Origin of the sequence: Vibrio sp. 1F255 (assembly GCF_041439145.1) — a bacterium.
Taxonomy (GTDB): Bacteria; Pseudomonadota; Gammaproteobacteria; order Enterobacterales; family Vibrionaceae; genus Vibrio; species Vibrio crassostreae_C.
This window is the reverse complement of the sequence record NZ_JBGONQ010000004.1, coordinates 46,984-68,978: the sequence shown is the minus strand read 5'-3', so window position 1 is coordinate 68,978 and position 21,995 is coordinate 46,984. Positions and strand designations below refer to the sequence as shown.

At 46.8% G+C, this 21,995-nt stretch carries 21 protein-coding genes; all 21 read right to left on the bottom strand.

Features of this window, described 5'->3' with window-relative positions:
• Positions 1–40: 40 nt before the first annotated feature.
• The 21 genes from ACED41_RS04320 to ACED41_RS04220 all read right to left on the bottom strand — a co-directional run bounded on the left by ACED41_RS04320 (position 41) and on the right by ACED41_RS04220 (position 21,949).
• Positions 41–775 carry an RNA polymerase sigma factor FliA gene (locus ACED41_RS04320; RefSeq protein ID WP_017060667.1) on the bottom strand — a complete coding sequence of 245 codons (735 nt, stop codon included), beginning with the start codon at positions 773–775 and terminating at the stop codon, positions 41–43.
• A complete protein-coding gene (locus tag ACED41_RS04315) occupies positions 768–1,655 on the bottom strand; it encodes a MinD/ParA family protein (RefSeq protein ID WP_017060668.1) in 888 nt (295 codons plus the stop codon). Before ACED41_RS04315 ends, ACED41_RS04320 begins: the two co-directional genes overlap by 8 nt.
• A 13-nt stretch (positions 1,656–1,668) precedes the next feature.
• Positions 1,669–3,231 carry a flagellar biosynthesis protein FlhF gene (flhF, locus tag ACED41_RS04310; protein ID WP_029235190.1) on the bottom strand — a complete coding sequence of 521 codons (1,563 nt, stop codon included), beginning with the start codon at positions 3,229–3,231 and terminating at the stop codon, positions 1,669–1,671.
• A 27-nt stretch (positions 3,232–3,258) separates the two neighbouring features.
• The gene (flhA, locus tag ACED41_RS04305; RefSeq protein ID WP_371724535.1) at positions 3,259–5,358 is read right to left on the bottom strand and encodes a flagellar biosynthesis protein FlhA; all 2,100 of its coding nucleotides are present in this window, start codon (positions 5,356–5,358) and stop codon (positions 3,259–3,261) included.
• A gap of 210 nt (positions 5,359–5,568) precedes the next feature.
• Positions 5,569–6,699 (bottom strand): flagellar biosynthesis protein FlhB, encoded by a 1,131-nt coding sequence (flhB, locus tag ACED41_RS04300; RefSeq protein WP_017064116.1) that lies wholly within the window; start codon positions 6,697–6,699, stop codon positions 5,569–5,571.
• Between the two features lie 9 nt (positions 6,700–6,708).
• Positions 6,709–7,491 (bottom strand): flagellar biosynthetic protein FliR, encoded by a 783-nt coding sequence (gene fliR / locus ACED41_RS04295; RefSeq protein WP_017060672.1) that lies wholly within the window; start codon positions 7,489–7,491, stop codon positions 6,709–6,711.
• A gap of 6 nt (positions 7,492–7,497) precedes the next feature.
• Complete coding sequence (gene fliQ, locus ACED41_RS04290) at positions 7,498–7,767, bottom strand: flagellar biosynthesis protein FliQ (RefSeq protein WP_029235191.1); 270 nt, start codon at positions 7,765–7,767, stop codon at positions 7,498–7,500.
• 11 nt (positions 7,768–7,778) lie between these two features.
• The gene (gene fliP / locus ACED41_RS04285; RefSeq protein WP_371724534.1) at positions 7,779–8,708 is read right to left on the bottom strand and encodes a flagellar type III secretion system pore protein FliP; all 930 of its coding nucleotides are present in this window, start codon (positions 8,706–8,708) and stop codon (positions 7,779–7,781) included.
• Positions 8,695–9,135, bottom strand: coding sequence for a flagellar biosynthetic protein FliO (gene fliO, locus ACED41_RS04280; RefSeq protein WP_017060675.1), 441 nt, complete (start codon positions 9,133–9,135; stop codon positions 8,695–8,697). The genes fliP and fliO overlap by 14 nt, the downstream gene beginning before the upstream one ends.
• A complete protein-coding gene (gene fliN, locus ACED41_RS04275; RefSeq protein ID WP_004739851.1) occupies positions 9,135–9,545 on the bottom strand; it encodes a flagellar motor switch protein FliN in 411 nt (136 codons plus the stop codon). The genes fliO and fliN overlap by 1 nt, the downstream gene beginning before the upstream one ends.
• A gap of 29 nt (positions 9,546–9,574) precedes the next feature.
• The gene (gene fliM / locus ACED41_RS04270) at positions 9,575–10,621 is read right to left on the bottom strand and encodes a flagellar motor switch protein FliM (RefSeq protein WP_017060676.1); all 1,047 of its coding nucleotides are present in this window, start codon (positions 10,619–10,621) and stop codon (positions 9,575–9,577) included.
• A gap of 7 nt (positions 10,622–10,628) precedes the next feature.
• The gene (gene fliL / locus ACED41_RS04265) at positions 10,629–11,117 is read right to left on the bottom strand and encodes a flagellar basal body-associated protein FliL (RefSeq protein ID WP_017060677.1); all 489 of its coding nucleotides are present in this window, start codon (positions 11,115–11,117) and stop codon (positions 10,629–10,631) included.
• 90 nt (positions 11,118–11,207) lie between these two features.
• Positions 11,208–13,325: a flagellar hook-length control protein FliK gene (locus ACED41_RS04260; RefSeq protein WP_371724533.1), complete on the bottom strand. Its 2,118-nt coding sequence runs from the start codon at positions 13,323–13,325 to the stop codon at positions 11,208–11,210.
• Positions 13,326–13,507: 182 nt separating this feature from the next.
• Positions 13,508–13,945, bottom strand: coding sequence for a flagellar export protein FliJ (fliJ, locus tag ACED41_RS04255; RefSeq protein ID WP_017060679.1), 438 nt, complete (start codon positions 13,943–13,945; stop codon positions 13,508–13,510).
• Between the two features lie 19 nt (positions 13,946–13,964).
• Entirely contained in the window at positions 13,965–15,284 is a 1,320-nt protein-coding gene (gene fliI, locus ACED41_RS04250; protein ID WP_017060680.1) for a flagellar protein export ATPase FliI, read from the bottom strand.
• A complete protein-coding gene (fliH, locus tag ACED41_RS04245) occupies positions 15,284–16,084 on the bottom strand; it encodes a flagellar assembly protein FliH (RefSeq protein WP_017060681.1) in 801 nt (266 codons plus the stop codon). Before fliH ends, fliI begins: the two co-directional genes overlap by 1 nt.
• 124 nt (positions 16,085–16,208) lie before the next feature.
• Positions 16,209–17,270 carry a flagellar motor switch protein FliG gene (gene fliG / locus ACED41_RS04240; protein WP_017060682.1) on the bottom strand — a complete coding sequence of 354 codons (1,062 nt, stop codon included), beginning with the start codon at positions 17,268–17,270 and terminating at the stop codon, positions 16,209–16,211.
• The gene (fliF, locus tag ACED41_RS04235; RefSeq protein WP_371724532.1) at positions 17,263–19,005 is read right to left on the bottom strand and encodes a flagellar basal-body MS-ring/collar protein FliF; all 1,743 of its coding nucleotides are present in this window, start codon (positions 19,003–19,005) and stop codon (positions 17,263–17,265) included. The genes fliG and fliF overlap by 8 nt, the downstream gene beginning before the upstream one ends.
• A gap of 16 nt (positions 19,006–19,021) precedes the next feature.
• On the bottom strand, positions 19,022–19,333 hold the full coding sequence (gene fliE, locus ACED41_RS04230) for a flagellar hook-basal body complex protein FliE (protein WP_017060684.1): 312 nt from the start codon (positions 19,331–19,333) through the stop codon (positions 19,022–19,024).
• Positions 19,334–19,465: 132 nt separating this feature from the next.
• Positions 19,466–20,875 (bottom strand): sigma-54 dependent transcriptional regulator, encoded by a 1,410-nt coding sequence (locus ACED41_RS04225; RefSeq protein ID WP_017060685.1) that lies wholly within the window; start codon positions 20,873–20,875, stop codon positions 19,466–19,468.
• 33 nt (positions 20,876–20,908) lie between these two features.
• Positions 20,909–21,949, bottom strand: coding sequence for a PAS domain-containing sensor histidine kinase (locus ACED41_RS04220; RefSeq protein ID WP_017060686.1), 1,041 nt, complete (start codon positions 21,947–21,949; stop codon positions 20,909–20,911).
• Positions 21,950–21,995: the final 46 nt, after the last annotated feature.

Genomic DNA, 21,995 nt, shown 5'->3' with positions numbered 1-21,995 from the left:
TTTTGTTCAAATTAGCCTCCACTGAATAGGATCAGTGTTGTTAGTCGTTCTGTGTCCAAGCACTTAACTTAGTGCGTAAACGCTGCATAGATTGGCTCAGTATTTGGCTGACACGAGATTCGCTGACACCTAACACTTCCCCAATCTCTTTTAAATTGAGTTCTTCGTCGTAATAAAGCGAAAGCACAAGGCCTTCCCTTTCCGGAAGTTGTTTTATCGAATCGATCAAAGCTTGGCGGAATGACTCATCAGCAACCCCTTGAAAAGGCGTATTATCTTGAGAGTCTTCATTCGGAGATATTACATCATCTGAGACGCCTAAATCTTCAATTCCAACCAGTCTTGAGCAATTAATGTCAGTTAAAGCACTGTGATACTGCTCTAAACTGAGCCCCATGTGTTTTGCCACTTCGGCATCACTCGGGTCGCGGTTGAGGATACCCTCTAATTCCGCAATTGCACTGCTGATTTCTCGATTGTTCTTATGAACCGATCTCGGCACCCAGTCCCCACGGCGAATGTCATCCAACATTGCCCCGCGAATCCGAATACCAGCATACGTCTCAAAGCTTGCGCCTTTGGTACCATCATAGTTTTGTTGCGCTTCAATCAAGCCGATCATGCCAGCTTGAATTAAGTCATCAACCAATACATTAGGCGGTAATCGCCCCAACAAGTGATGAGCGATACGTTTAACCAACACAGAGTACTTCTCAAAAAAAGCCTGTTGGCTATTGTGATTAGCGTGTTGGTCGTAAGTAAGCGCTTTATTCACCAAATGGTTCCTCTATAAATTCAGTACGATTCAGCAGCCTTTCAACAAAGAACTCCAAGTGTCCGCTCGGTGTTTTTGGTATTGGCCAGGTCAAGGCTTTGTTAGCCAAAGAGCTGATTGCCAATGCAGCTGGAGAGCGAGGAAACGCATCGACTACGATTTTCTGTCTCTTGACTGATTGACGTACTTTATCATCTAAAGGAATACATGCTACGAGTTCGAGGCTCACATTCAAGAAGCGCTCTGTGACCAAAGTCAACTTTGCAAATAATTCTCGGCCTTCGCGGTAGCTTCTGACCATATTTGCAACAACTTTGAATCGCTGAACTTGGTGTTCTCTGCTTAAAAGCTTAATCAAAGCATATGCATCCGTGATCGAGGTAGGTTCATCACATACCACGACAACCACGTCTTGCGCCGCTCTTGAGAAGCTGATCACCATGTCCGAAATACCGGCTGCGGTATCAACCAACAAGATATCCATCTCGTCTTCAAGCGAACCGAATGCGCGAATCAAACCAGCATGCTGTGCGTGTGAAAGTTCAGTCATGCTTTGAGTGCCCGATGTCGCTGGAATAATTTTAATTCCGTGCGGCCCTTCGACAATCGCATCCTTAAGTTCACATTCGCCAGCCAACACATGCCCAAGGTTTCGTTTAGAACGAATACCTAGCATGATATCGACGTTCGCTAGTCCTAAATCGGCATCTAGCACCATGACTTTTTTGCCTTGGCGCGCCATGCAAATAGCCATACCTAACGTCACATTAGATTTACCAACGCCTCCCTTACCACCGGTTACAGCGATAACTTTTGTGAGTGAAGGCTTGGTTAAGCGACGGAGGCCGCTAGCTTGGTCATGTATCATATTTTCATTCATATTTATCCGCCGCCTAGAGCCCTTCAGAATCGCTATTCCAGTAATGAGGTTCATTCTCTGTAGATTTTTCTAATAGCTCATTAGCCTTAGCAATCATGTACTTTGGCTGAGCTATAACGATATCTTCAGGAACTCGTTGACCATTTGCTATGTAAGCAACTGGTAATGCATTTTGTATTACGACACTGATGAATTCACCTAGACTTAGGGATTCATCCAGCTTAGTCATGATGCATCCCGACAACGGGATTCTTCTAAAGTGTTCAATTGTTTCTTGCAGCACTTTGCGTTGCGCGGTTGCAGGCAACACAAGGTAGCTATTGATAACGGAACCACTCTCTTGCATCAATGTGTCTAACTGCTCAGATAGGCGAACATCTCGTTGTCCCATGCCTGCAGTATCGACCAGAATCAGGCGACGATTACGTAACTGATATATTACATCGGCCAGTTCGCTAGAATCTTTAGCAACTCTTACAGGACAACCCATAATTCGGCCGTAGATCGATAACTGCTCATGTGCACCTATACGATATGTGTCAGTTGTCACTAGTGCGACGTTATCAGCGCCATATTCCATGGCAGCACGTGCAGCTAGCTTTGCAACAGTCGTTGTTTTACCCACGCCGGTTGGGCCAAGTAGAGCCACAATACCGCCGCGTTTTAAAATATCTTTTTGTGTAACGGAGATTTGGTCAGCAACCAGAGCTAACAGAGCCTTCCATGCACGTGCAGGTTTAGTATCTTCAGGAATGTAGCAAGCCATTTGATCGGCAAGCTCTGCAGATACACCCATACGTTCAAGGCGCTTAATAAGCATGGCTCTCAGTGGTTCACGGCGCTCAACTTCTTGCCACATCAACCCAGAAACTTGATGCTCTAACAGACGACGAATTGAGGTCATCTCTTCGCGCATCGTTTCCATTTCAGTATCAGAACCTTTGGACTGAGTGTTCTCTCGACCACGATCATAACGGGTAGGATCCAAGCGAGGTGTCGGGCGCTCTACTCTGCGGTCTTCAGCAATCAACTTAGACAAACCCGTTTCACGAGCAAATGCAGAATCAAGATTTCCGTGAGACTGTTGGTTACCGTGAGATTGCTGATGGCCATGAGACTGCAAATTGCTTTGAGTCTGATGACTATGAGGCTTATGGCCCGTGCTTGATTGGCGATTGAGCAATGCTGACAATGAATCTTCATTTTCTGCACGATGCTGTGGCTCATCATCGGCGCCATGACTGTATTGCTTAAGCATATTCGCAAAGCGCTTAGTCATTGAGCGTCCACCTTCAACATTCGACTGTAGGCTAACCTTGTCATCGTCTAGTTGACGTCGCCCAGCAGGAGCTGCGGGCGCGGCCATTTGCGTATATTGGCTTTGTGCAGGCTGCTGAGGTTTATTTAATCTCTGGCTCGCTGTCGACGGGCTGGATTCGCCATCAATAGCGGCAACAATTTCCACGCCACCTGCGACCTTTTTGTTAGACATGATCACCGCTTCTGAACCAAGTTCTTCTTTAACTTGGAGCAGAGCCGTTCGCATATCTTTTGCAAAAAATCGTTTAATTTTCAATTCGATTGTCCGTTCTAATTAGGCGGCTTAATTACCAACAGCTTGTACTATACGTATCTGCTTTTCGTCCGGTATTTCTTGGTAAGACAAGACTCGCAAGCTTGGGATCGTGTTCTTCACGAACTTAGCCAGAGTCGAACGCAACACGCCAGAGGTCAATAGTACCGCGGGCTCACCTTTCAGCTCTTGCTCTTGTGTAGCGTGGCTGAGAGAGGTCTGTAAACGTTCGGCTAAACCAGGTTCAATACCAGCAGATTCTCCGCCGGATGCCTGCATGGTTTGATGCAAGATTTGTTCCAGCTCAGGAATCAAGGTTATCACTGGTAACTCGGGCTCTATACCATTGATTTCCTGAACAATTAATCGTTTCAATGAGATGCGAACCGCCGCAGTAAGTATGTCAGGTTCTTGACTCTTACCTGAATACTCCGACAAAGTTTGGACTATGGTTCGAATGTCACGAATTGGAATCGCTTCATTCAGCAGGTTCTGTAGCACTTTCACAACCACACCCAACTGCAATTGATCCGGTACAAAACCTTCCACCAGCTTAGGTGTTGAGCGGCTGAGCATCTCAAGTAAGTTCTGAACTTCTTCGTGGCCAATGAGCTGCGATGCGTTGTTGGTTAGCAGCTGACTAAGGTGTGTCGCCAGTACTGTAGAAGAATCTACAACGGTATAACCTAGAGCTTGTGCGTGTTCACGCTGCTCTTCACGAATCCAAACCGCTTCAAGGCCAAAGGCAGGGTCAATCGTCGGCTCGCCATCGATCATGCCATAGACTTGGCCCGGGTTAATCGCGAGCTCCATGTCTGGCTTAATCTCAGCTTCACCCACAGCAACACCCATCAGGGTAATACGGTAGCTGTTTGGTGTCAGTTCTAGGTTATCGCGAATGTGTACCGCTGGGATCAAGAAACCAAAGTCTTGAGACAGCTTTTTACGCACACCTTTAACGCGTTCAAGCAATTCACCACCTTGGTCTCTATCAACCAAAGGAATTAAACGGTAACCCACTTCTAAACCAATAATATCGACAGGTTGAACATCATCCCAAGAGAGCTCCTTCTGAGAGCCTACTTCTCCATTCGCTTCAACTGTCGCCGGAAGGTTAGGCTCTTCCGCCTTCTTCTTGTTCTTTTTATCGATGTAATACGCCCCCGCGCCTGCAACGATGGCAAGGCTCAAGAACGATAAATGTGGCATACCCGGAACAATACCCATGATGCCAAGGATGGCGGCGGTGATCATCAAGGCTTTTGGATTGTCGAACATCTGGAAGACAAGTTGCTCACCCATATCTTCATCAGTATTTTGGCGCGTTACCATCATCGCAGCTGCAATAGACAGTAATAGAGATGGAATTTGTGCAACCAGACCATCACCGATAGTCAGTAGCGTGTAGATTTCGATTGCTTCACCAAAACCAAGATCAAACTGAGCCATACCAATGCTCAAGCCACCAATGATGTTGATGAATAAGATTAAGATACCAGCGATCGCATCGCCTTTAACAAACTTAGAAGCACCGTCCATCGAACCGTAGAAGTCAGCTTCTTTGGTGACTTCAAAACGTCTCAGACGCGCTTGGTCTTGGTCGATCAAACCTGCGTTCAAGTCGGCATCGATTGCCATCTGTTTACCCGGTAAGGCGTCTAACGTGAAACGCGCGCTTACTTCCGAGATACGACCCGCACCTTTGGTTACAACCATGAAGTTGATGATCATAAGAATCAAGAACACCACTAAACCAACCGCGTAGTTACCACCGATAACCACGTTACCGAAGGCTTCAATCACGTTACCTGCCGCGTCGCCACCTTCGTGACCATGGAGCAATACCACACGTGTCGAAGCAACGTTCAAGGCCAATCGAAGTAGAGTCGCAATCAGCAGGACGGTCGGGAATGCAGCGAAATCTAAAGGCCTGCGGGTATAAACCGATACCAATAGCACAACCATAGACAGTGCAATATTGAAGGTGAAGAACATATCCAACAAGAAAGCTGGAATGGGCAACACCACCATAGCAAGCGTTGCAAGTACCATAACAGGTGCACCAATCGCAGGCATGGCACGGTTAGGGATTTTAGGTAGCTTGTCCACAAAAGGCAGGGAGAATTTCATAAATCTAGACAGTTTCGCTATGTTGTAGCTCTCTGAACAAGTGGATTAGGTCTTAGTCAGGGCTGTTTGCTATGGGCTTATAATGTTCAGGCTACTACAGCAAACACTGTACCAACATCTCACGTCAAATTATCGCCATCACCTCTATAAAAGGAAGATTAGCTAGCTCGCTATTATCAGGGTTCATCACGCAGAGCTCAAGCAATTGATCTAATGACGTAAATCAGGTGGGATCGGCATATTAGAATCTTGCAGCTTTGGTCGCTCACCACCTCGTTTTCGGTACTGTTTAAGCTGGAAAACATATGCAAGCACTTGTGCAACTGCTGTAAACAGACCGTCAGGAATTTGTTGTTCTAGCTCAGTGGTATGATAAAGCGCCCTCGCCAATGGCGGCGCTGGAACGATATAGATGTCATTTTCACGCGCAATCTCTCGGATCTTCATCGCCATGTGGTCGACACCTTTAGCAACCACAATTGGTGCTTTGTCTTGATTCTGCTTGTAGCGCAGCGCCACTGAGAAGTGCTCTGGGTTGGTGACTATCACGTCCGCTTGCGGCACATCGGCCATCATACGACGCTGAGCCGCCTCCCTTTGCAACATGCGAATTCGACCTTTCACCTCAGGCTTACCCTCGGTGTCTTTGAATTCGTCTTTCACCTCTTGCTTAGTCATCTTCAGCTGATCAGCGTGTTGCCAAATCTGGAATGGGATATCAATCGCCACAACAATCAACAAAGAACAACTGATCAACAGAATAAAGTTGAGCAAGATATCCAAGGCATGAAAGATGTTTTGTGGATAGACGTCCATGCTCAGCTGCATTAAATCATGCTGAGAGGCTTGAATCAGATAAATCGCCATCCCCGATACGAGCGCTACTTTAAGAATAGACTTGAGCAGTTCAACCCAACTTTGCAGGCCAAACATACGCTTGATACCACTGAGTGGGTTGAGCTTAGACGCCTTTGGCATCGCCGCTTGCATTGAGAAGTTAATCCCACCGACACCCGCAGCGCCGATGACGGCAGCAACAAACAAAGTTATCAGTATCAAAAACAGCGGGAACAGCAGGTTCACCAGTGCACCACCAGCGATTTCTAGGAGTTTGTTAGTGTCAAAGATCTCGTCGCGACTCAAAGAGAACAGGCGTTGCATCGCCTCGAACAAAGCCTTCGCCATCGATTCGCCAAACCACATTAAAGCAATCGCACCGACAATTAATACCGACGCTGACGCTAGCTCTTTTGACCTTGCAACCTGCCCTTTCTCTTTGGCCTGTTGCAAGCGTTTGGGCGTGGCGTCTTCTGTGCGTTCTTGACCGTCTGACTCTGCCATTTCAGTCTCCTAGCAATCTAACCGGATTAGACGACATATCTGTTGTTCGCCCTGCATCCAAAATAGCTCATAGTGACTATATAAGCCGCCAAGGATGTACCAACAAAGCAACAGACCCACGAGTAGCGCAAATGCAAAACCCAAAGAAAAGATGTTTAACTGAGGTGCCGCACGCGTCATTACACCAAAAGAGAGGTTAATCGTTAGCAGCGCGATAATGCCCGACAAGGACATCGCCAATGCCGTTTTGAACATGATACCGAGCCACAATGCGAGCTCTCGAAAATCCACAGAGGTTAGAGAGCCACTGCCAATCGGCAAGGTCTTAAAACTAAACACCACCAGCTGCAGCATTTTCAAGTGACCATCGGTCGCCAAAAAAAACATGGTCGCTAGCAGCATGAACAGCTGACCAAGTACCGGCGTGTTTTGCCCGTTAGCCGGGTCGACCATTGATGCAAAACCCAAGCTCGATTGCATACCGAGGATCTGACCCAGCATAACAAAGGTTTGAATCATGAACTGGGTAACAAAACCCATGGCCACGCCAATCACAATTTGCTCGAAGACAGTCAGGAAGCCTTGAAAGGACAGAAGTTCAATCTCTTTGGGAACGGCCGGAATCGCAGGCATCACCGCAAAAGTGATCGCCAAGCCTAAATACAGACGAATACGCGGCGACACGAAGCGTGCCCCTGTTACCGTCATCACCATCAGCATCGCTGAGATGCGAGTGTATGGCCAAAAATAATTGGCTAACCACTCTAGTACAAGGCTCGTTGGGTATTCCATATCGGTTTAATACAGAACTTGCGGCAAGCGTTCGATGAGCTCAAAAAAGAACTCCATCATCATCTGGGTCATCCAGTGTGCGAATAGCATCAACGCCAACAAAGTTACGATCAAACGCGGCAGGAAACTCAGGGTTTGTTCGTTGATTGAGGTCGCAGCTTGGAAAACAGCCACAACCAAACCGATCAGCAGGCTAGGAATAATGATGGCGCAAACCATGATTAATACCATCCAAAGGGCATCTCGGAACAACTCTACGAATATTTCAGGATTCATTATTCCCCCAGCTACAAGGCAAAACTGCCGGCGAGTGTGGAGAGTATCAAGTTCCAGCCATCAACAAGAACAAACAGCATCAACTTAAACGGCAGCGATACAATCATCGGTGACAACATCATCATACCCATAGCCATCAATACCGATGCCACCACCAAGTCGATGATTAGGAAAGGCAAGAACAGCATAAATCCGATTTGGAAAGCCGTTTTTAATTCCGATGTGATAAATGCTGGAATCAGAACCGCCATCGAAACATCTTCAGGGTTAGTCACTTCCGCACCAGAAATCTCAACAAAGGTTTCAAGATCTTTGATTCGAGTCTGTTTAAGCATGAAGGATTTAATCGGTTCTTGGGCAACATCAAATGCCTGTCGTGCCGAGATCTGTTCATTAAGATATGGCTGAACTGCTTGTTCGTTCACTTGGTTAATCACTGGCGACATGATGAAGAAGGTCAAGAATATCGCAATACCAATAATGACTTGGTTAGACGGTGTTTGTTGTAGACCCATCGCCTGACGCAAGATAGACATCACTACCACAATACGAGTGAACGATGTCATCAAAATCACCATCGCCGGCAAGAAGCCAAGTATGGTCATTAACGCGAGAATTTGCAGGTTAATCGAGTAGTCTTCACCGCCATTGGCATTGGTTGTCATGGTAAAGGCAGGTATGCCGCCACCATTGCCAGTTAAGCTGCCCGTGGTCATGGTTGTCGATTTGGCTTGGTCTTGTTCCATCGTGCTGATAGTGACCGATTCCGAGCCAGCGGTATTCGCAGGAATGACGGTGCCGTCTTCAGCTTGTGCAAATACCGACACACTGAATACGATTGAGCATAGGAGAATAAGCTGAACCAACCACACTTTCACCGCTCGGAAAGCTCCGGCTTGGTGAAAGTAAGAGGAGTTCAAAAGTCCGTTACTTGTTTGCATCTTTTTTTATTAGCTGGGAAAGCTGACTTGAAAATGTACTTTTTTCCAGCATCTCCTGAGTAAGAGGTTTATCGAGCTTAGAGATCAGCTGAATCGATTGTGTGGTAATCCCTACCAAGAACTGTTCATCACCCGCTTGCACAATAGCGATACGCTCTTTAGTACCAACAGGGATTTGCCTAACAATCGCCAAACCTTGTTGATTCGACATCGCAGGTACTTGCATTCGCTTGAGTAGCCAAGCAATAAATAAAATGAAGGCTATAACGAAAATTAGCGACCCAAAGGTGGTCGCTAAATCGAGAGAAGGCGGTGTTGCTGCAAAGGCAATGGAAGGAGCTGTTAATAGCCCTACTCCCAAGATTCCTCGTAACAAACCTGTCATTCCGAGAAAAGAGCCCGCAAGTCTTTGAGACAAAAAGCTCATTAACGCAGCTTCTTAATTCGTTCTGTTTGGCTAATAACGTCAGTCAAACGAATACCAAACTTGTCGTTCACCACAACCACTTCACCATGAGCAATCAAGGTACCGTTTACCATCACATCCAGTGACTCACCAGCAATTCTATCTAGCTCAACAACCGAACCTTGGTTCAACTGAAGTAAATTACGGATACTGATCTGAGAGCGACCAACTTCCATCGAAATAGTCACTGGAATATCCATAATGGTATCCAGCTTACGACGCTCATCTTCAGAAATCGGAGATGATGAATCGGTTAGCTCATCAAGTGGTGCCGCAAGCACATCATCAACATCAATTGACGGCGCTGAAGGATCTTCACCAAGTGCTGCAGCCCATTCGTCTGCTAGCTTTTGATCTTCACTAGGTTCCATTACCAATTCCTATACTTTTATCTATTTTACTATTCGTCGTCATCATCACTGTTTTCGAGCTCAGACAATAAGTCTTTACCTAGAAAAGCGAGATCAGTTTTAACCACATGTGGTCTTTGAATTTTTTCCGAAATCTGTACTGCAAGCTTCTCACCAGAACGGCCCATTTTCACACGATAAGTCGGCAGTTCTTCGACAAACATGGTTGCGTGCTCAGGCATGTTCATTGGGATAACATCACCAGGGCGCAGCTCCATCAGATCACGAAGGGAAATATCTTGCTCTAGCAAATTCACGCGGAAATTGACGGGCACATCCATGATCTCATCACGCAGTGCGGTACTCCAACGAACATCGGTTTCCATCTTGTCTGATTGAACACCCGCATCAAGCAGTTCACGGATCGGCTCAACCATGGAGTAAGGCATGACAACGTGGAAGTCACCACCACCGCCATCCACTTCAATGTGGAACGAACTCACAACAATCACTTCGGTTGGGCTCACAATGTTCGCCATACTTGGGTTCACTTCGGAATCCAAGTATTCAAACTCAACCCCCATCACTGGCGACCAAGCTTCTTTGTAATCTTCAAAAACAATTTTCAGCAGTAACTGAATGATTCGTCTTTCAGTAGGCGTGAATTCACGACCTTCAATCTTGGCGTGGAAACGACCATCACCGCCAAAAAAGTTCTCTACGAGAATGAAAACCAGACGAGCTTCCATGGTGATGAGTGCCGTACCTTTCAATGGACGGAAACGAACCATGTTTAAACTGGTGGGTACATACAATGTGTTTTGGTACTCACCAAACTTCATCATCTGTACGCCGTTGATCGACACTTCAGCCGTTTTACGTAACATATTAAACAAGCTGATACGCATATGACGTGCGAAGCGCTCGTTAATAAGTTCAAGGGTCGGCATTCGACCACGGACGATTCGATCTTGAGATGAGAAGTCGAAATTGACCGCATTGTCATTTTCGGTTTCTAAGACATCTTCAACTTCTTCAACATCATCAACGCCATGTAACAGCGCATCAATTTCGTCTTGGCTTAATAAATCGGTCACAAATTACCTATTGAATTACGAAGTCAGTGAATAACACTTTTTCAATCACAGGCTGGCCAACAGCTTGAGCCAGGCTTGCTTTAATATCTTCTGTTGCCTTATTACGCAGTTCCACGCGGCCTGTTGGTGAGCGCAATTGATCAACCGTTGCCGAAGCGAACGTGGCCAGTAGCGTACTTTCTACAAGTGGAGAGTGGTAACGAGCCAGGTCTTCATTCTTACTGCCACGTACCATGAGCTGTGCTTTTATCTGAACTAGGCGATCTTTTTTGTCACCTGTCACATTAAACAAGAAGGGCTGAGGAATATTAACATACATAACCGGCTCTGCAGCGACCACAGCCGTTGCTGGCTGAGACTGAGATTCAGAGGCGCTATCGTCAGAACCTAAGAAAAAGTACAGCGCACCACCTATACCAAGCAGTAACACAACTACGGCAATAATAATTATAAGGAGCTTGCTCTTCCCTTTAGGTGCATCTTGTTCTTCGGCCATATCTTACTCTAACTTCCTGTTCTTGCGATTAACTGATGGTTCTTTTTATTAACTGTTTTTTTCTATTAACCAAGCGTTCTTAGCCTGATATTAGGCATAATAACTAATTCCATCACGCTTTGATGCGACATTCAATTCAAGATTGCTGCCACTATCAAGGTTTTCATCACCTTGCGTATCATTTGTGCGGTTAGCGCCGGATTGTTGCTCACCATTGTTGTATCTATCTTGTCCCTGACCGGAGTTCTGTTGTTGAACAGACGAATCGGCAAGCTGCAGACCTTGCTGAGCAAGCATCTCTCTCAAGCGAGGTAAGGTTTGTTCAATCACATCTCTCGCTTGCTGATTACTCACCGTAAAGTGCACGTTTGCCACGTCATTATTCATGGTCATGCGGATTTTCATTTGGCCCAATTCTGGTGGGTCGAGACGAATGTCCAAGTTCTTAAGGTTCTTAGACATCATCATTTGTACTTTTTCAGCCACTTGCTCATTGGCTAGCTCTTTGGTGAGCTGTAAGGGCGCTTGTTGAGCAGCTTGAATTTCAGCTCGCGTAGGTGCTGAACCCACCGTTGCCGTACCTTGTGCACCAGCCGCAGAAGCGATCTGCTGAGCAAAGGTCGAATCTTTAGAATCTTCTTTAGCACCCGCTTTACCCAAACCAGACAGTGCTGCTGCACCGGCGCCCGCTTTAAGAAGCGTATCAGTCGAGCCTGCTTTTGTGGCAGCTGGCGTTGCATTCATCGCCATTCCTTGCGCGGTTAAAGCTGGATCCAACGTTGCTTGCTGCTGAGGTGAAGCCACATTAGCTTGTTGAGCTGCGGCCTGTTGGGCTGCATGTGCATTATTGGCGTGCAGCATTGCCGCCTTGTCCGTAAGAGCATTGTTTGCTGATTGAGAAGCGGCCTGCGCTGACACTTGTTGTGTAGCCGTCGCTACAGCTGCTGTTGATGCTGCCGCAGCTAAGGCTTTAGTTTCGCTTGAATCCGTATTATCCCAATCGATAGCAGTGGGTTCACCAGACGCACTGTTCGCAGCCGGAGCTTGACTTAGCAAAGCTGTTACTTGTTGTTGAACGTTAGCGAGCTGTTGATTCAACAGGTCTAGGTTAGAGGTCGCTTTAGCCAAAGCGGCTTGCTCATCAACCGTCAACTTAGCGCCACTTTGTTGCTTATCAAGCAAGCTATCGACAACAGACTGCTCTGATTCGATTTGTCCATTCAATTGGTTTAGCGCTTTGGTATGGGCATCTACTTGCTTTGCCAGTTTAATATCCACGGCTGACAATGCTTGGCTCTGCTCGGCAGCAACCGCACTAGCTGCATTCTTTTGGCTCAGCTCTCGGCTCATACTGGCTTCAATTTGTTCTGGAGTGACGCCTTTATCCATCAACTGTCGAATTTCAGTATCAGTTAGCTGAGAAACACCCTTACCTCCGGTAAGTACAGCGATTTCAGAATCGACTTCAAGGCTCTTCTCCTGATTTGCAGCCTTAGCTTGTTGTGTCGCCTTATCCGTAACGGAAACTCCTGCAACAGAAGCACCGGTGATATTACCTTGGGCTTGTTCTACCTGACCTTGCTGAGGCAAGCCTTTGCCGTTTGGCGCTTGATTTAGGGTTTTGTTTGCCTCATCCAATTGACCAAGCAATTTATTGCCTTCGCTCATCGCTGCATTGGCTTGCGATGCCTGCGTAGCACCATCTACCGCTGATGGACCCTGAGTTTGGGATTGAGCAATATGTTCTTTAGATTCGTTAGTCGTATCCTGCGCATCTTTACCATCTGCCTTATCTGCAACAGTCTTATCAGCGACAGTGCTATCAGTGCCCGAATTGGCTTTGAGCTGAGCCTCAGATCCAGACGCAGCCTCTGCTGATGTTTTATCAGCAGCTTTCTCGCCTTCTACTTCTGAGCTTTGCGCTTCGCTCACTTCGTCAGTAGCCTTTGATTCAGCGGAATCACCTTTGTTCGCTTCGGCTGACGCTTCACCTTCGGTAGATGTCTGTTTAGTATCAGGTTTCGCAGTGCTTTCTGTGTCTTTTGCTGCGACTTTACTGTCACTTTCTTCAAAGCCGAGCGCTTCTTTAAAGGACTCAAAGAAACCTTTAGAGTCGCCGGTTTCTTCTACCTTGGAAGAGGCAGAACCGGTGTCCAACAACGATGACATTTTGTTGGTCGCTGAATTTGAGGAAAGACTAACATTCATATATACAAGCTCTATCTACTAGCTTTGCTGCCATGAATCAGGCAACAAAAAGAAAGTCGGATGCTTTTCATGCCTTTGGTGGGCATAACGCGCAATTTTATATAAAACGGAGCAAGAAACATGCCTATAAGTTCGGTTTTCACAATATAGAGAACAGCACTGACGTCATTCGTGGCTTAGGATCACATCTTCTTTCGGCTGTATAACAGAGTCGAAAATTCATCCATTTGCTTTTGTTCTCTTCGATCTTGCAGCTTTGCTTTCTCTTTCTGCTTTTTCTCCATCAACCACTCGTAGGATTTACGTTTTTTGCGTAACTCCATCCAGTAGCTTTGGCAGTTGTCGACTTGATTTTTAAAGTGGTGCTCGGCTTCTCTCTGTTTGGATAATGTTTCATCCAACTGAGTTAAGAAGCGGTTCAAGTGACCATATTGGCTCGCCGTTAAGCCTGCCTTGCCGCGGTCAACGAGCTGCTGACAGTAATCCAGTCGATACTTTTCAATCTGCGCAACCTGCTCATAGTAGCCTTGCAGCTCAGAGTTCGCTTTGTTGAGCGCAAGTACCGCTTGGTTCTCTTGATCTTTGGCTTGATCGAGCAAAAATTCTAATGCGTTATCCATGACTAACCTTATTCACCCGTTAGCCACCCAATACATGTTTCAACATGTTGACGCACATGTCGTATGGGACGGTCTCTTTCATCTTCTGCTGCAAGTACTCATCCAGTTTTGGTTTCAACGTGAAGGCACTATCGATTGCTGGATCCGTTCCTGGCTTGTAAGCACCAATCGACACCAAATCTTGGTTTTTACGGCAGATAGACAGCACTTGCCTTACCGCTTTCGACATCAAGACATGTTCTTCAGTGGTGATTTGCGGCATAACACGACTGACGGATTTCTCAACGTCAATCGCTGGGTAGTGACCGGCATCGGCCATCTCACGAGATAACACAACGTGACCATCGAGAATTGCTCGCGACGCATCCGCAATCGGATCTTGTAAGTCATCGCCTTCGGTTAACACGGTAAAGAAAGCCGTGATAGAACCTTGTTCATCATTGCCGTTACCTGCTCGTTCCACCAGCGCAGGAAGCTTAGCGAAGACTGATGGCGGATAGCCCTTGGTTGCTGGCGGCTCACCCACAGACAGAGCAATTTCACGCTGAGCTTGAGCAAAACGGGTCAATGAATCCATGAGTAGCAGAACATCTAAGCCTTGGTCGCGGAAGTACTCGGCGACAGCCAACGCGGTTTGACAGCCTTTTAAGCGCATCAATGGTGATGAGTCGGCAGGAGCGGCAACAACAACCGAACGCTTACGGCCATCTTCACCAAGAATCTCTTCAATAAATTCTTTAACTTCTCGTCCACGCTCACCGATTAGGCCTACGACCACTACTTGCGCAGTTGTGCCTCGAGTCATCATGCCCAGAGTTACGGATTTACCGACACCAGAGCCAGCAAACAGACCGATACGTTGCCCTTTACCCACGGTTAGCAAACCATTAATGGCTTTCAAGCCGACATCGAGTGGTTCAGAAATCGGTTTACGAGCTAACGGGTTGATTGGCTCCGCATTAAATGAAGCGCGTTGCTCTGTATAGATTGGACCTAAACCGTCGAGTGGATTACCTACGCCGTCGATCACTCGACCGAGCAGTTCCATTCCAACAGGGATACCACTTTCGGTAGTCATTGGCGTGACGCGAGCGCCAGGTAAGATCCCGGTGATTTGCTCACTCGGCATCAAAAATAGGTTATCGCCAGAGAAACCGACGACTTCGGCTTCCATCTGACCAGACATGGTTTCGACTAAACACAAACTGCCGATTGGCGCTTTACAGCCGGTCGCTTCAAGCGTTAAGCCAACAACGCGTACTAATTTACCAGAGGCAATTGGTCGCGATTTTAGCCCCTCGACTTTGTACTGACTGAGACGATTCGCTAACTCAAGCATTACTCATGACCTTGGTGACGATTTGCGCCGCAGAAATTTTGAATAACGTTCTTTACACGATCTTCCATGCGGTAGTTAACGCTCGACTCACCCGCTTCAATTTGTACATCACCACGGTTGAGTGCAGGCTCTGCGACCAGCGTCCAATTACGGCAGTCCAATTCAGTCTCGCCATACGCAGAGCGAATGATCGCCACATCTTCCGGATTGAGTTTCAATGTGATTGCGTGACCAGAAATCGGCAACGACTCTACCGATTCTTTAACGGTATCTAATATGATTTGTGGGTTGGTTTGCACTTCAACATGAACCACTTCTTTGACCATGGTAAGCACCATGTCGACCAATTGCTTCTCCACCTGAGCGTTCATCAACTCTAATGGTTGAGCGAACTGGTTTGCCAGCCCCATGAAGACGGCCACCTGCTGTTGAATGTACTCTTGACCCGCGGTTACGCCTTCAAGCTTGCCGGCTTCGTTGCCTTCTTCGTGACCGGCAGCAAAACCTTCTTCTTTGCCTTTTTCATAGCCTTGCTTAAAGCCCGCCTCTTGGCCTTGATGCAGCCCTTCCTGATAAGCGCCTTGTTTAATCAGCTCGATTTGCTCTTCAGTCAGAACCAGCTCTTCATCTTCAATGGCTTCTTCAACCGTTGGCATCCAACTAGGGTCGTAGTTAAAAGCGGTTTCTTTGGCTTGTTTGCTCACGTCAGAGGTGTAGTCAGGCAGCCCCCATTTCTGAGGTTGGGCAACCGTATTATCTTCTTCAGGGCGAAGGAAGCCGCGTTTTCTATCACCTGACATATCAGTACCTATCTATGAGTGGCTTAACTGTATTGTGAATTCAAGCAGTTAAACTGAGTTAATCTGTGGTTCGAGATTGGATAAAGAAAAGCCCCAACAGTGTGGGGCTTTTGAGATTTCTGTATTAAAGGAACTCGTCGGCGCCACCAGACAGCATAATTTCGCCACTGTCTGCCATCTTCCTCGCGATACCCAAAATCTCTTTCTGAGCCGCTTCAACATCAGAGACTTTGACTGGCGGCATCGCCTCAATATCGTCTCTCATCATATCGGCAGCACGTTTAGACATGTTCTTGAAGATCTTCTCACGTAGACCTTCATCTGCACCTTTAAGTGCTTTCTGTAGAATATCTTGTGGAACATCACGTAGTAGTCGTTGAACACCTTGGTCATCAACTTCAATAAGGTTTTCAAAGACAAACATCAGATCTTGAATCTGTGTTGCCATGTCTTCGTCTTGGTCACGGATTTGATCCATCAAGACGCCTTCCACGTTGTTATCCATGTAGTTCATGATCTCAGCCGCGGCTTTCAGGCCACCAATTTTGGCAGCTTGAGCACCCGCTTGACCCGCGAACTGTTTCTCCATGATTTCATTCAGTTCAGCAAGCGCCGAAGGTTGAACTTCTTCAAGGTTGGCAATACGCATCATCAGATCCAGACGAACTCGCTCTGGGAACTGAGACAGGATCTCAGCCGATTGATCGGCATCGAGGTACGACAACACAATAGTTTGAATTTGAGGGTGCTCGTTGATGATAATGCTCGCCACCTGACGAGGATCCATCCACTTAAGCGAATCCAAACCTTTCGAACCTGTGCCGAGAAGGATTTGGTCAACAAGGTTATTCGCCTTGTCTTCACCCAGAGCAGCAACTAACGCATTACGCATGAAGTCTTCGCTGCCCATACCAATGTTGGTGTACTTCTGAATATCATCTAAGAAAGCACGGTGCACAGCGCCTACTTTCTCTTGGGATAGGTCTGTAGCTCGCGCCATCGCACTACCCACACGCTGAACCTGCTTTGGCTCTAGGTGACGAATAATACCAGCAGCATCTTCTTCATTTAAACTGAGCAACAAGATCGCAGCGCGCTCATCGCCTGAGATAGAGCCGATATCCACGCTAGAGACATCAAGCACTTCACCGCCTTCAGTTTGTTGTGGAACTATTTCGTTAGCCATCTACCATCCAATTCTTAACTACTTGAGCTGCTAGCTCTGGTTCATTCGCTACAAGTGCACGTACTGCTTTCAGCACGTCCTCGTCTTTATGAAGGTTTGGTAAGTCGATACTTGAACCAAATTCAAACAGCTCACCACCTTCAATATCACCACCAATTAAGCTGGTTTCGCCGTCGGCACCAATTGGCATGCCATCAGGTCCGTACATCTGTTCATCGTTGTCTGCTGCTGGGTTAAGCAGTTTCTTCATTGCAGGGCGAACAAGTACCAACACCACCACAATGATAACCAAGGCACTTGCAAACCAACGAACCCAATCATTGAAGTTTGGATGCTCCCAGATTGGCACATCAGCAACAACATCTGTTACTTGAGGTGCAAACTGCATGCTTAATACGTTGAGCAAATCACCACGAGTTTCATCAAAGCCCACCGTACCAATCAGTACTTGGCGAATCGCATTGATTTCGCTCGCCGGGATTGGCGTATGAACCACTTCACCCGTATCTGGGTTCAAGGATTGGCGGTCTTTGATCGCAACAGAAACCGTCTGACGATTAACCGTGCCGCTCTGTTTACGTTCATGACTGATGGTTGTGTCTAGCTCAAAGTTTCGAGTCGCTTCTTTGTGAACAGAGCCTTGACCTGTCATCGCGCCGTCTTTCATCTGAGCCACATCTTGTGGAATTGAGGCATCCGCTGGAGGCTGGTTACTCAACGCACCCGGAATACCCGCCACCGTATTTCCATTGTTGTAATCTTCTAAAGTGTATTCACTTCGAGTCGCCGGTGTATTCGGATCAAAACGTTTTCTGGTTTGCTCCACAGCACTGAAATCGAGCTGGATATCAACCTGAGCGGTGTAGTTACCAAACCCAAGAATAGGAATCAGGATGGAGTCAATTTTTTCACGCAGCGCTTGTTCTTGATTGCGCTCTAACTCGTGTTCTTTACGACGCGCCGCTGACATAGGGTCTTGAGAGCCTGAGCTCAACAATCGGCCATGCTGATCGGTCACCGTAATACGTGAGGTTTTCATTCCCGGAACGGCACTTGCCACCATATCCACAACAGAATCAACTTCTTGCTGCTTGAGGTTAGTACCTGTTTTTAGAGTTAGGAATACAGAAGCAGAGGCTTCTTGATTATGACGTACAAAAACACTCTGCTTCGGCAGGGCCAATAAAACCTGAGCTTTACGCACCTGTTTCATCTGCTCAATGGCTTTGGCAAGTTGTCTTTCGCGGCTTAATTTAAGGCGTTCTTGTTCTAAACGTTGTGATACACCAAAACCCATGTCTTGCATGAGGATGTCATCACCCGCGTTTCGCTCTTGATTCAAACCCGCTCGTACCATATTAAGCTTTAATGAGTTGTACTCACTCGCCGGTACTGAGATGGTATTGCCTTCAAGCGTGTAATCGATCTTTTGCAGATCTAAGTAATCAAGAACGGGGATCAATTCTTCTGTTTCGTAAGCCCCTAATGGACGCATTTCTGGCTCTTTTACCCAGAAAAACAGCATCACAATCAGCGCTACACAGATAGAGATAGAAAGGACTAAGACGACCTGACGAAGTAAATCAAGATCACCGACAGCCATATCGAACTTCGATGAACTGCGTTCACCTAGATCGGGATTTTGCCCTTCTCCGTCTAGCTCAGAGCCTGCAATAAGTGCATGGTTGTTGCTATCGCTTACGGTTAAATCTGTTGTTTGACTATTATCTGCCACTATTTAACTACCCAACTTATACCGGCATATTCATCAGCTCTTTGTACGATTCGACCAATTTATTTCTAATTTGGATCGTCGCCTCAAAAGCCACACTAGATTTATTACGAGCAATCATCACGTCCGATAGGGATACGCTTTGGTCGCCACTATCAAAACGAGCTTGAAGATCACCTGAGGTCTTTTGTAATGAGTTCACATTATTGATGGCATTAGTCAGCATGTTGCCAAAATCTGCACCGACCGCTTGCCCCGTTGCTGCGGGACGCGCGCTGGCAGCTTCGACCATCATTGCCTGCATTTCGCCTTGTAAACCATCTATTCTCATCTACTACCTCAGGAGTCAAAATTATGACCATCTATTTAGCTATATTATTGACAGAGCAATTAGCGTGCCACACATTTAATTGACTAGATATCGTATTACACTAGTCAGAAAGCTGACACTACTAATCTATCGTCAGTTTGGGATATCTATTCCAGCATCGCGCATTTTAGCCAACTTGTAACGCAGTGTACGAGGGCTAATGCCCAGTTTTTCAGCCATATCTTTGCGTCGGCCATTACATGCAATCAGGGTTTCAAGAATGATCGCATACTCTTGATCTCTAAGCTCATTACCTAACCCTTCGCTGCTAGCCGCGATTTTATTGATTGGGTTTGCTTCGGCAATAGGCTTAATTTCTGGCGCAGCTACGTCACTGCCTTCGACGATTTGTTGTAGGCTGCTTGCGTCTTGCCAATCGACACCTTCAAGAAGGATATGCTCACCAGAGATGTTCTCTTGTTCGCTCAATATTAGCGCACGCTGTACCACATTGTCTAATTCGCGAACATTGCCCGGCCACGGATAATTGACGAGTTTGCTGATCGCTTGTGCTGACATAACGGGTACAGGCATACCAAGTTTGGTGCAGTGGCGCTCAACTAAGTGCTTGGCTAAAGGCTCAATATCGCCTTTACGCTCGCACAATGGAGGCCAAGAAATTGGGAATACATTCAGGCGGTAGTATAAATCCTCACGGAAATTCCCTTCAGAAACATACTGTTTAAGGTCTCGGTTACTGGTCGCTAATACACGAACATCCAATTTGATGCTCTTACGACTACCTAATCGCTCAACTTCGCGCTCTTGCAAAACACGCAGTAGTTTGGCTTGTAGGCTAAGATCCATTTCACTGATCTCATCCAACAGAATTGTACCGCCCTGCGCTTGCTCGAATTTCCCCGGGCAAGCTTGAATAGCGCCAGTAAATGCGCCTTTTTCATAACCAAACAGGGTCGCTTCTAACATGTTGTCTGGGATCGCCGCGCAGTTAATCGCGACAAACGGGCCATCTTTTCGGCTAGAAGCATTGTGAATGTAGCGAGACATCACCTCTTTACCAGAACCACTCGGGCCCAACACCATGACGTTGGCATCGGTTTTCGCAACTTTATCAGCCAGCATCATTAGCTTGATACTTTTTTCATCAGCAACGATAGCGTCGCCGTTGTCATCCGACTTTACAGGCGCATAACGGCTGACCATGTTGAGCAGCACTTCTGGCGCAAATGGCTTTGCCATATAGTCGATAGCGCCCTCTTTCATTGCAGCAACGGCATCTTCGATGTTGGCGTACGCTGTCATTAGCAATACCGGCAAATTTGGCCAATGCTGCTTAATGTTTCTCAATAGTGCCAAGCCACCCATGCCCGCCATCTGCACGTCAGATACGACAATATCAACGGAGTTCGATTTTAATTTGACCAGAGCATCTTCCGCACAATCCGCTTCCAGCCATTCATAGCCAGCAAGCGCGAGTGTGTCGACAAGGGCTTCGCGTAGACCTTCATCATCTTCGACGATTAACACTTTGCTTTGAGCCATAGGATTCTCCAGTGTAAATTCAGTTAAAACTTATTAGTCTTCAGAAGAAGCACTTCTTTCAAGCGGTAGACACATGGTAAAGCATGCGCCGTCGCCTTCTTCTGATATCAATTCCAGTCGGCCTTCATGTGCTCGACATACCATTTGTACAACCGCTAAGCCTAGACCTGTACCTTGTGAACGAGTGGTAAAGAAGGGTTCCATTATTTTACCTTGAAGCTCTTTCGGTACGCCGGGGCCACTGTCTTGCACTGATATCTTAAGCTCGCCATTTACGGGCCTAAAAAACACATCGATCTGCGATTCCTTACCCGCAATTTGAACCGCGTTCAACACTAGGTTGCTTAACGCTGAGGCGATAGCATTGGCGTTGCCGAACATTTGAGTCTGTTCGCCCTCAACTTCTTGGCAATAATCAATCTGGTTAGTTTTCAATGCCGCTTCCACCATAGGGTGAAATTCAGTGATCAATTCAGCCACAGTAAATGGCTTAACGACTTTGTTGTCACCACCTTTGGCAAACAACAGCATGTCGTTCACTTGCTTCTCTAAGTCATGCAATCTATCCATAAGCTTAGATTGAAAACGCGTTTTTGTTGCCGGCGGCAGATTTGGCGCGGCAAGGTTTGATGCATACAGCATCGCACTTGAAAGCGGCGTTCGCACTTGATGGGCAAGCGAGGCCACCATTCTACCTAATGAAGACAAACGCTGAAGATCACTCACGCGAGACTGCAATAGTCGGGTCTCGGTCAGATCGGTAATCAAAATCAGCTGACCCGTGGTAGAGGCTGAAATCGCCAAACGCACTTTTCGCCCGTTCTTCAATGAGATCTCATGACCGTCATCGTCTTTTGGGTCAAAGGCACTTTGAATCACTGAAAACCACTTCTCGCCAACCAACTCAACACCAAGAATACGATGCGCTTCAGGGTTCGCTTCTCTCACTTCGCCGTGTGTATCTAACAAGATAACCCCAGCTGGCATCACGTCGAGTACTTGCTTATAGCGCTCAACCTGCTGTTCAACAGAATCTAGGTGTGATTGATTTTCTGGTTCGTTAGATACGCGCATGTCAAAAATTTGCCTCAAATACTAAAACAGCCTGAGACGTACAACA

Coding starts and splice junctions, on each gene's coding strand:
- ACED41_RS04260 (WP_371724533.1), bottom strand. CDS start 13,325: ATGAATGTTAGTCTTTCCTCAAATTCAGCGACCAACAAAATGTCATCG.
- flhA (WP_371724535.1), bottom strand. CDS start 5,358: ATGAAATTCTCCCTGCCTTTTGTGGACAAGCTACCTAAAATCCCTAAC.
- fliP (WP_371724534.1), bottom strand. CDS start 8,708: ATGCAAACAAGTAACGGACTTTTGAACTCCTCTTACTTTCACCAAGCC.
- flhB (WP_017064116.1), bottom strand. CDS start 6,699: ATGGCAGAGTCAGACGGTCAAGAACGCACAGAAGACGCCACGCCCAAA.
- ACED41_RS04315 (WP_017060668.1), bottom strand. CDS start 1,655: ATGAATGAAAATATGATACATGACCAAGCTAGCGGCCTCCGTCGCTTA.
- fliG (WP_017060682.1), bottom strand. CDS start 17,270: ATGGCTAACGAAATAGTTCCACAACAAACTGAAGGCGGTGAAGTGCTT.
- fliI (WP_017060680.1), bottom strand. CDS start 15,284: ATGCTTGAGTTAGCGAATCGTCTCAGTCAGTACAAAGTCGAGGGGCTA.
- fliE (WP_017060684.1), bottom strand. CDS start 19,333: ATGAGAATAGATGGTTTACAAGGCGAAATGCAGGCAATGATGGTCGAA.
- fliR (WP_017060672.1), bottom strand. CDS start 7,491: ATGGAATACCCAACGAGCCTTGTACTAGAGTGGTTAGCCAATTATTTT.
- fliQ (WP_029235191.1), bottom strand. CDS start 7,767: ATGAATCCTGAAATATTCGTAGAGTTGTTCCGAGATGCCCTTTGGATG.
- ACED41_RS04220 (WP_017060686.1), bottom strand. CDS start 21,949: ATGCGCGTATCTAACGAACCAGAAAATCAATCACACCTAGATTCTGTT.
- fliJ (WP_017060679.1), bottom strand. CDS start 13,945: ATGGATAACGCATTAGAATTTTTGCTCGATCAAGCCAAAGATCAAGAG.
- ACED41_RS04225 (WP_017060685.1), bottom strand. CDS start 20,875: ATGGCTCAAAGCAAAGTGTTAATCGTCGAAGATGATGAAGGTCTACGC.
- fliL (WP_017060677.1), bottom strand. CDS start 11,117: ATGGCCGAAGAACAAGATGCACCTAAAGGGAAGAGCAAGCTCCTTATA.
- fliH (WP_017060681.1), bottom strand. CDS start 16,084: ATGTCAGGTGATAGAAAACGCGGCTTCCTTCGCCCTGAAGAAGATAAT.
- fliO (WP_017060675.1), bottom strand. CDS start 9,135: ATGAGCTTTTTGTCTCAAAGACTTGCGGGCTCTTTTCTCGGAATGACA.
- fliN (WP_004739851.1), bottom strand. CDS start 9,545: ATGGAACCTAGTGAAGATCAAAAGCTAGCAGACGAATGGGCTGCAGCA.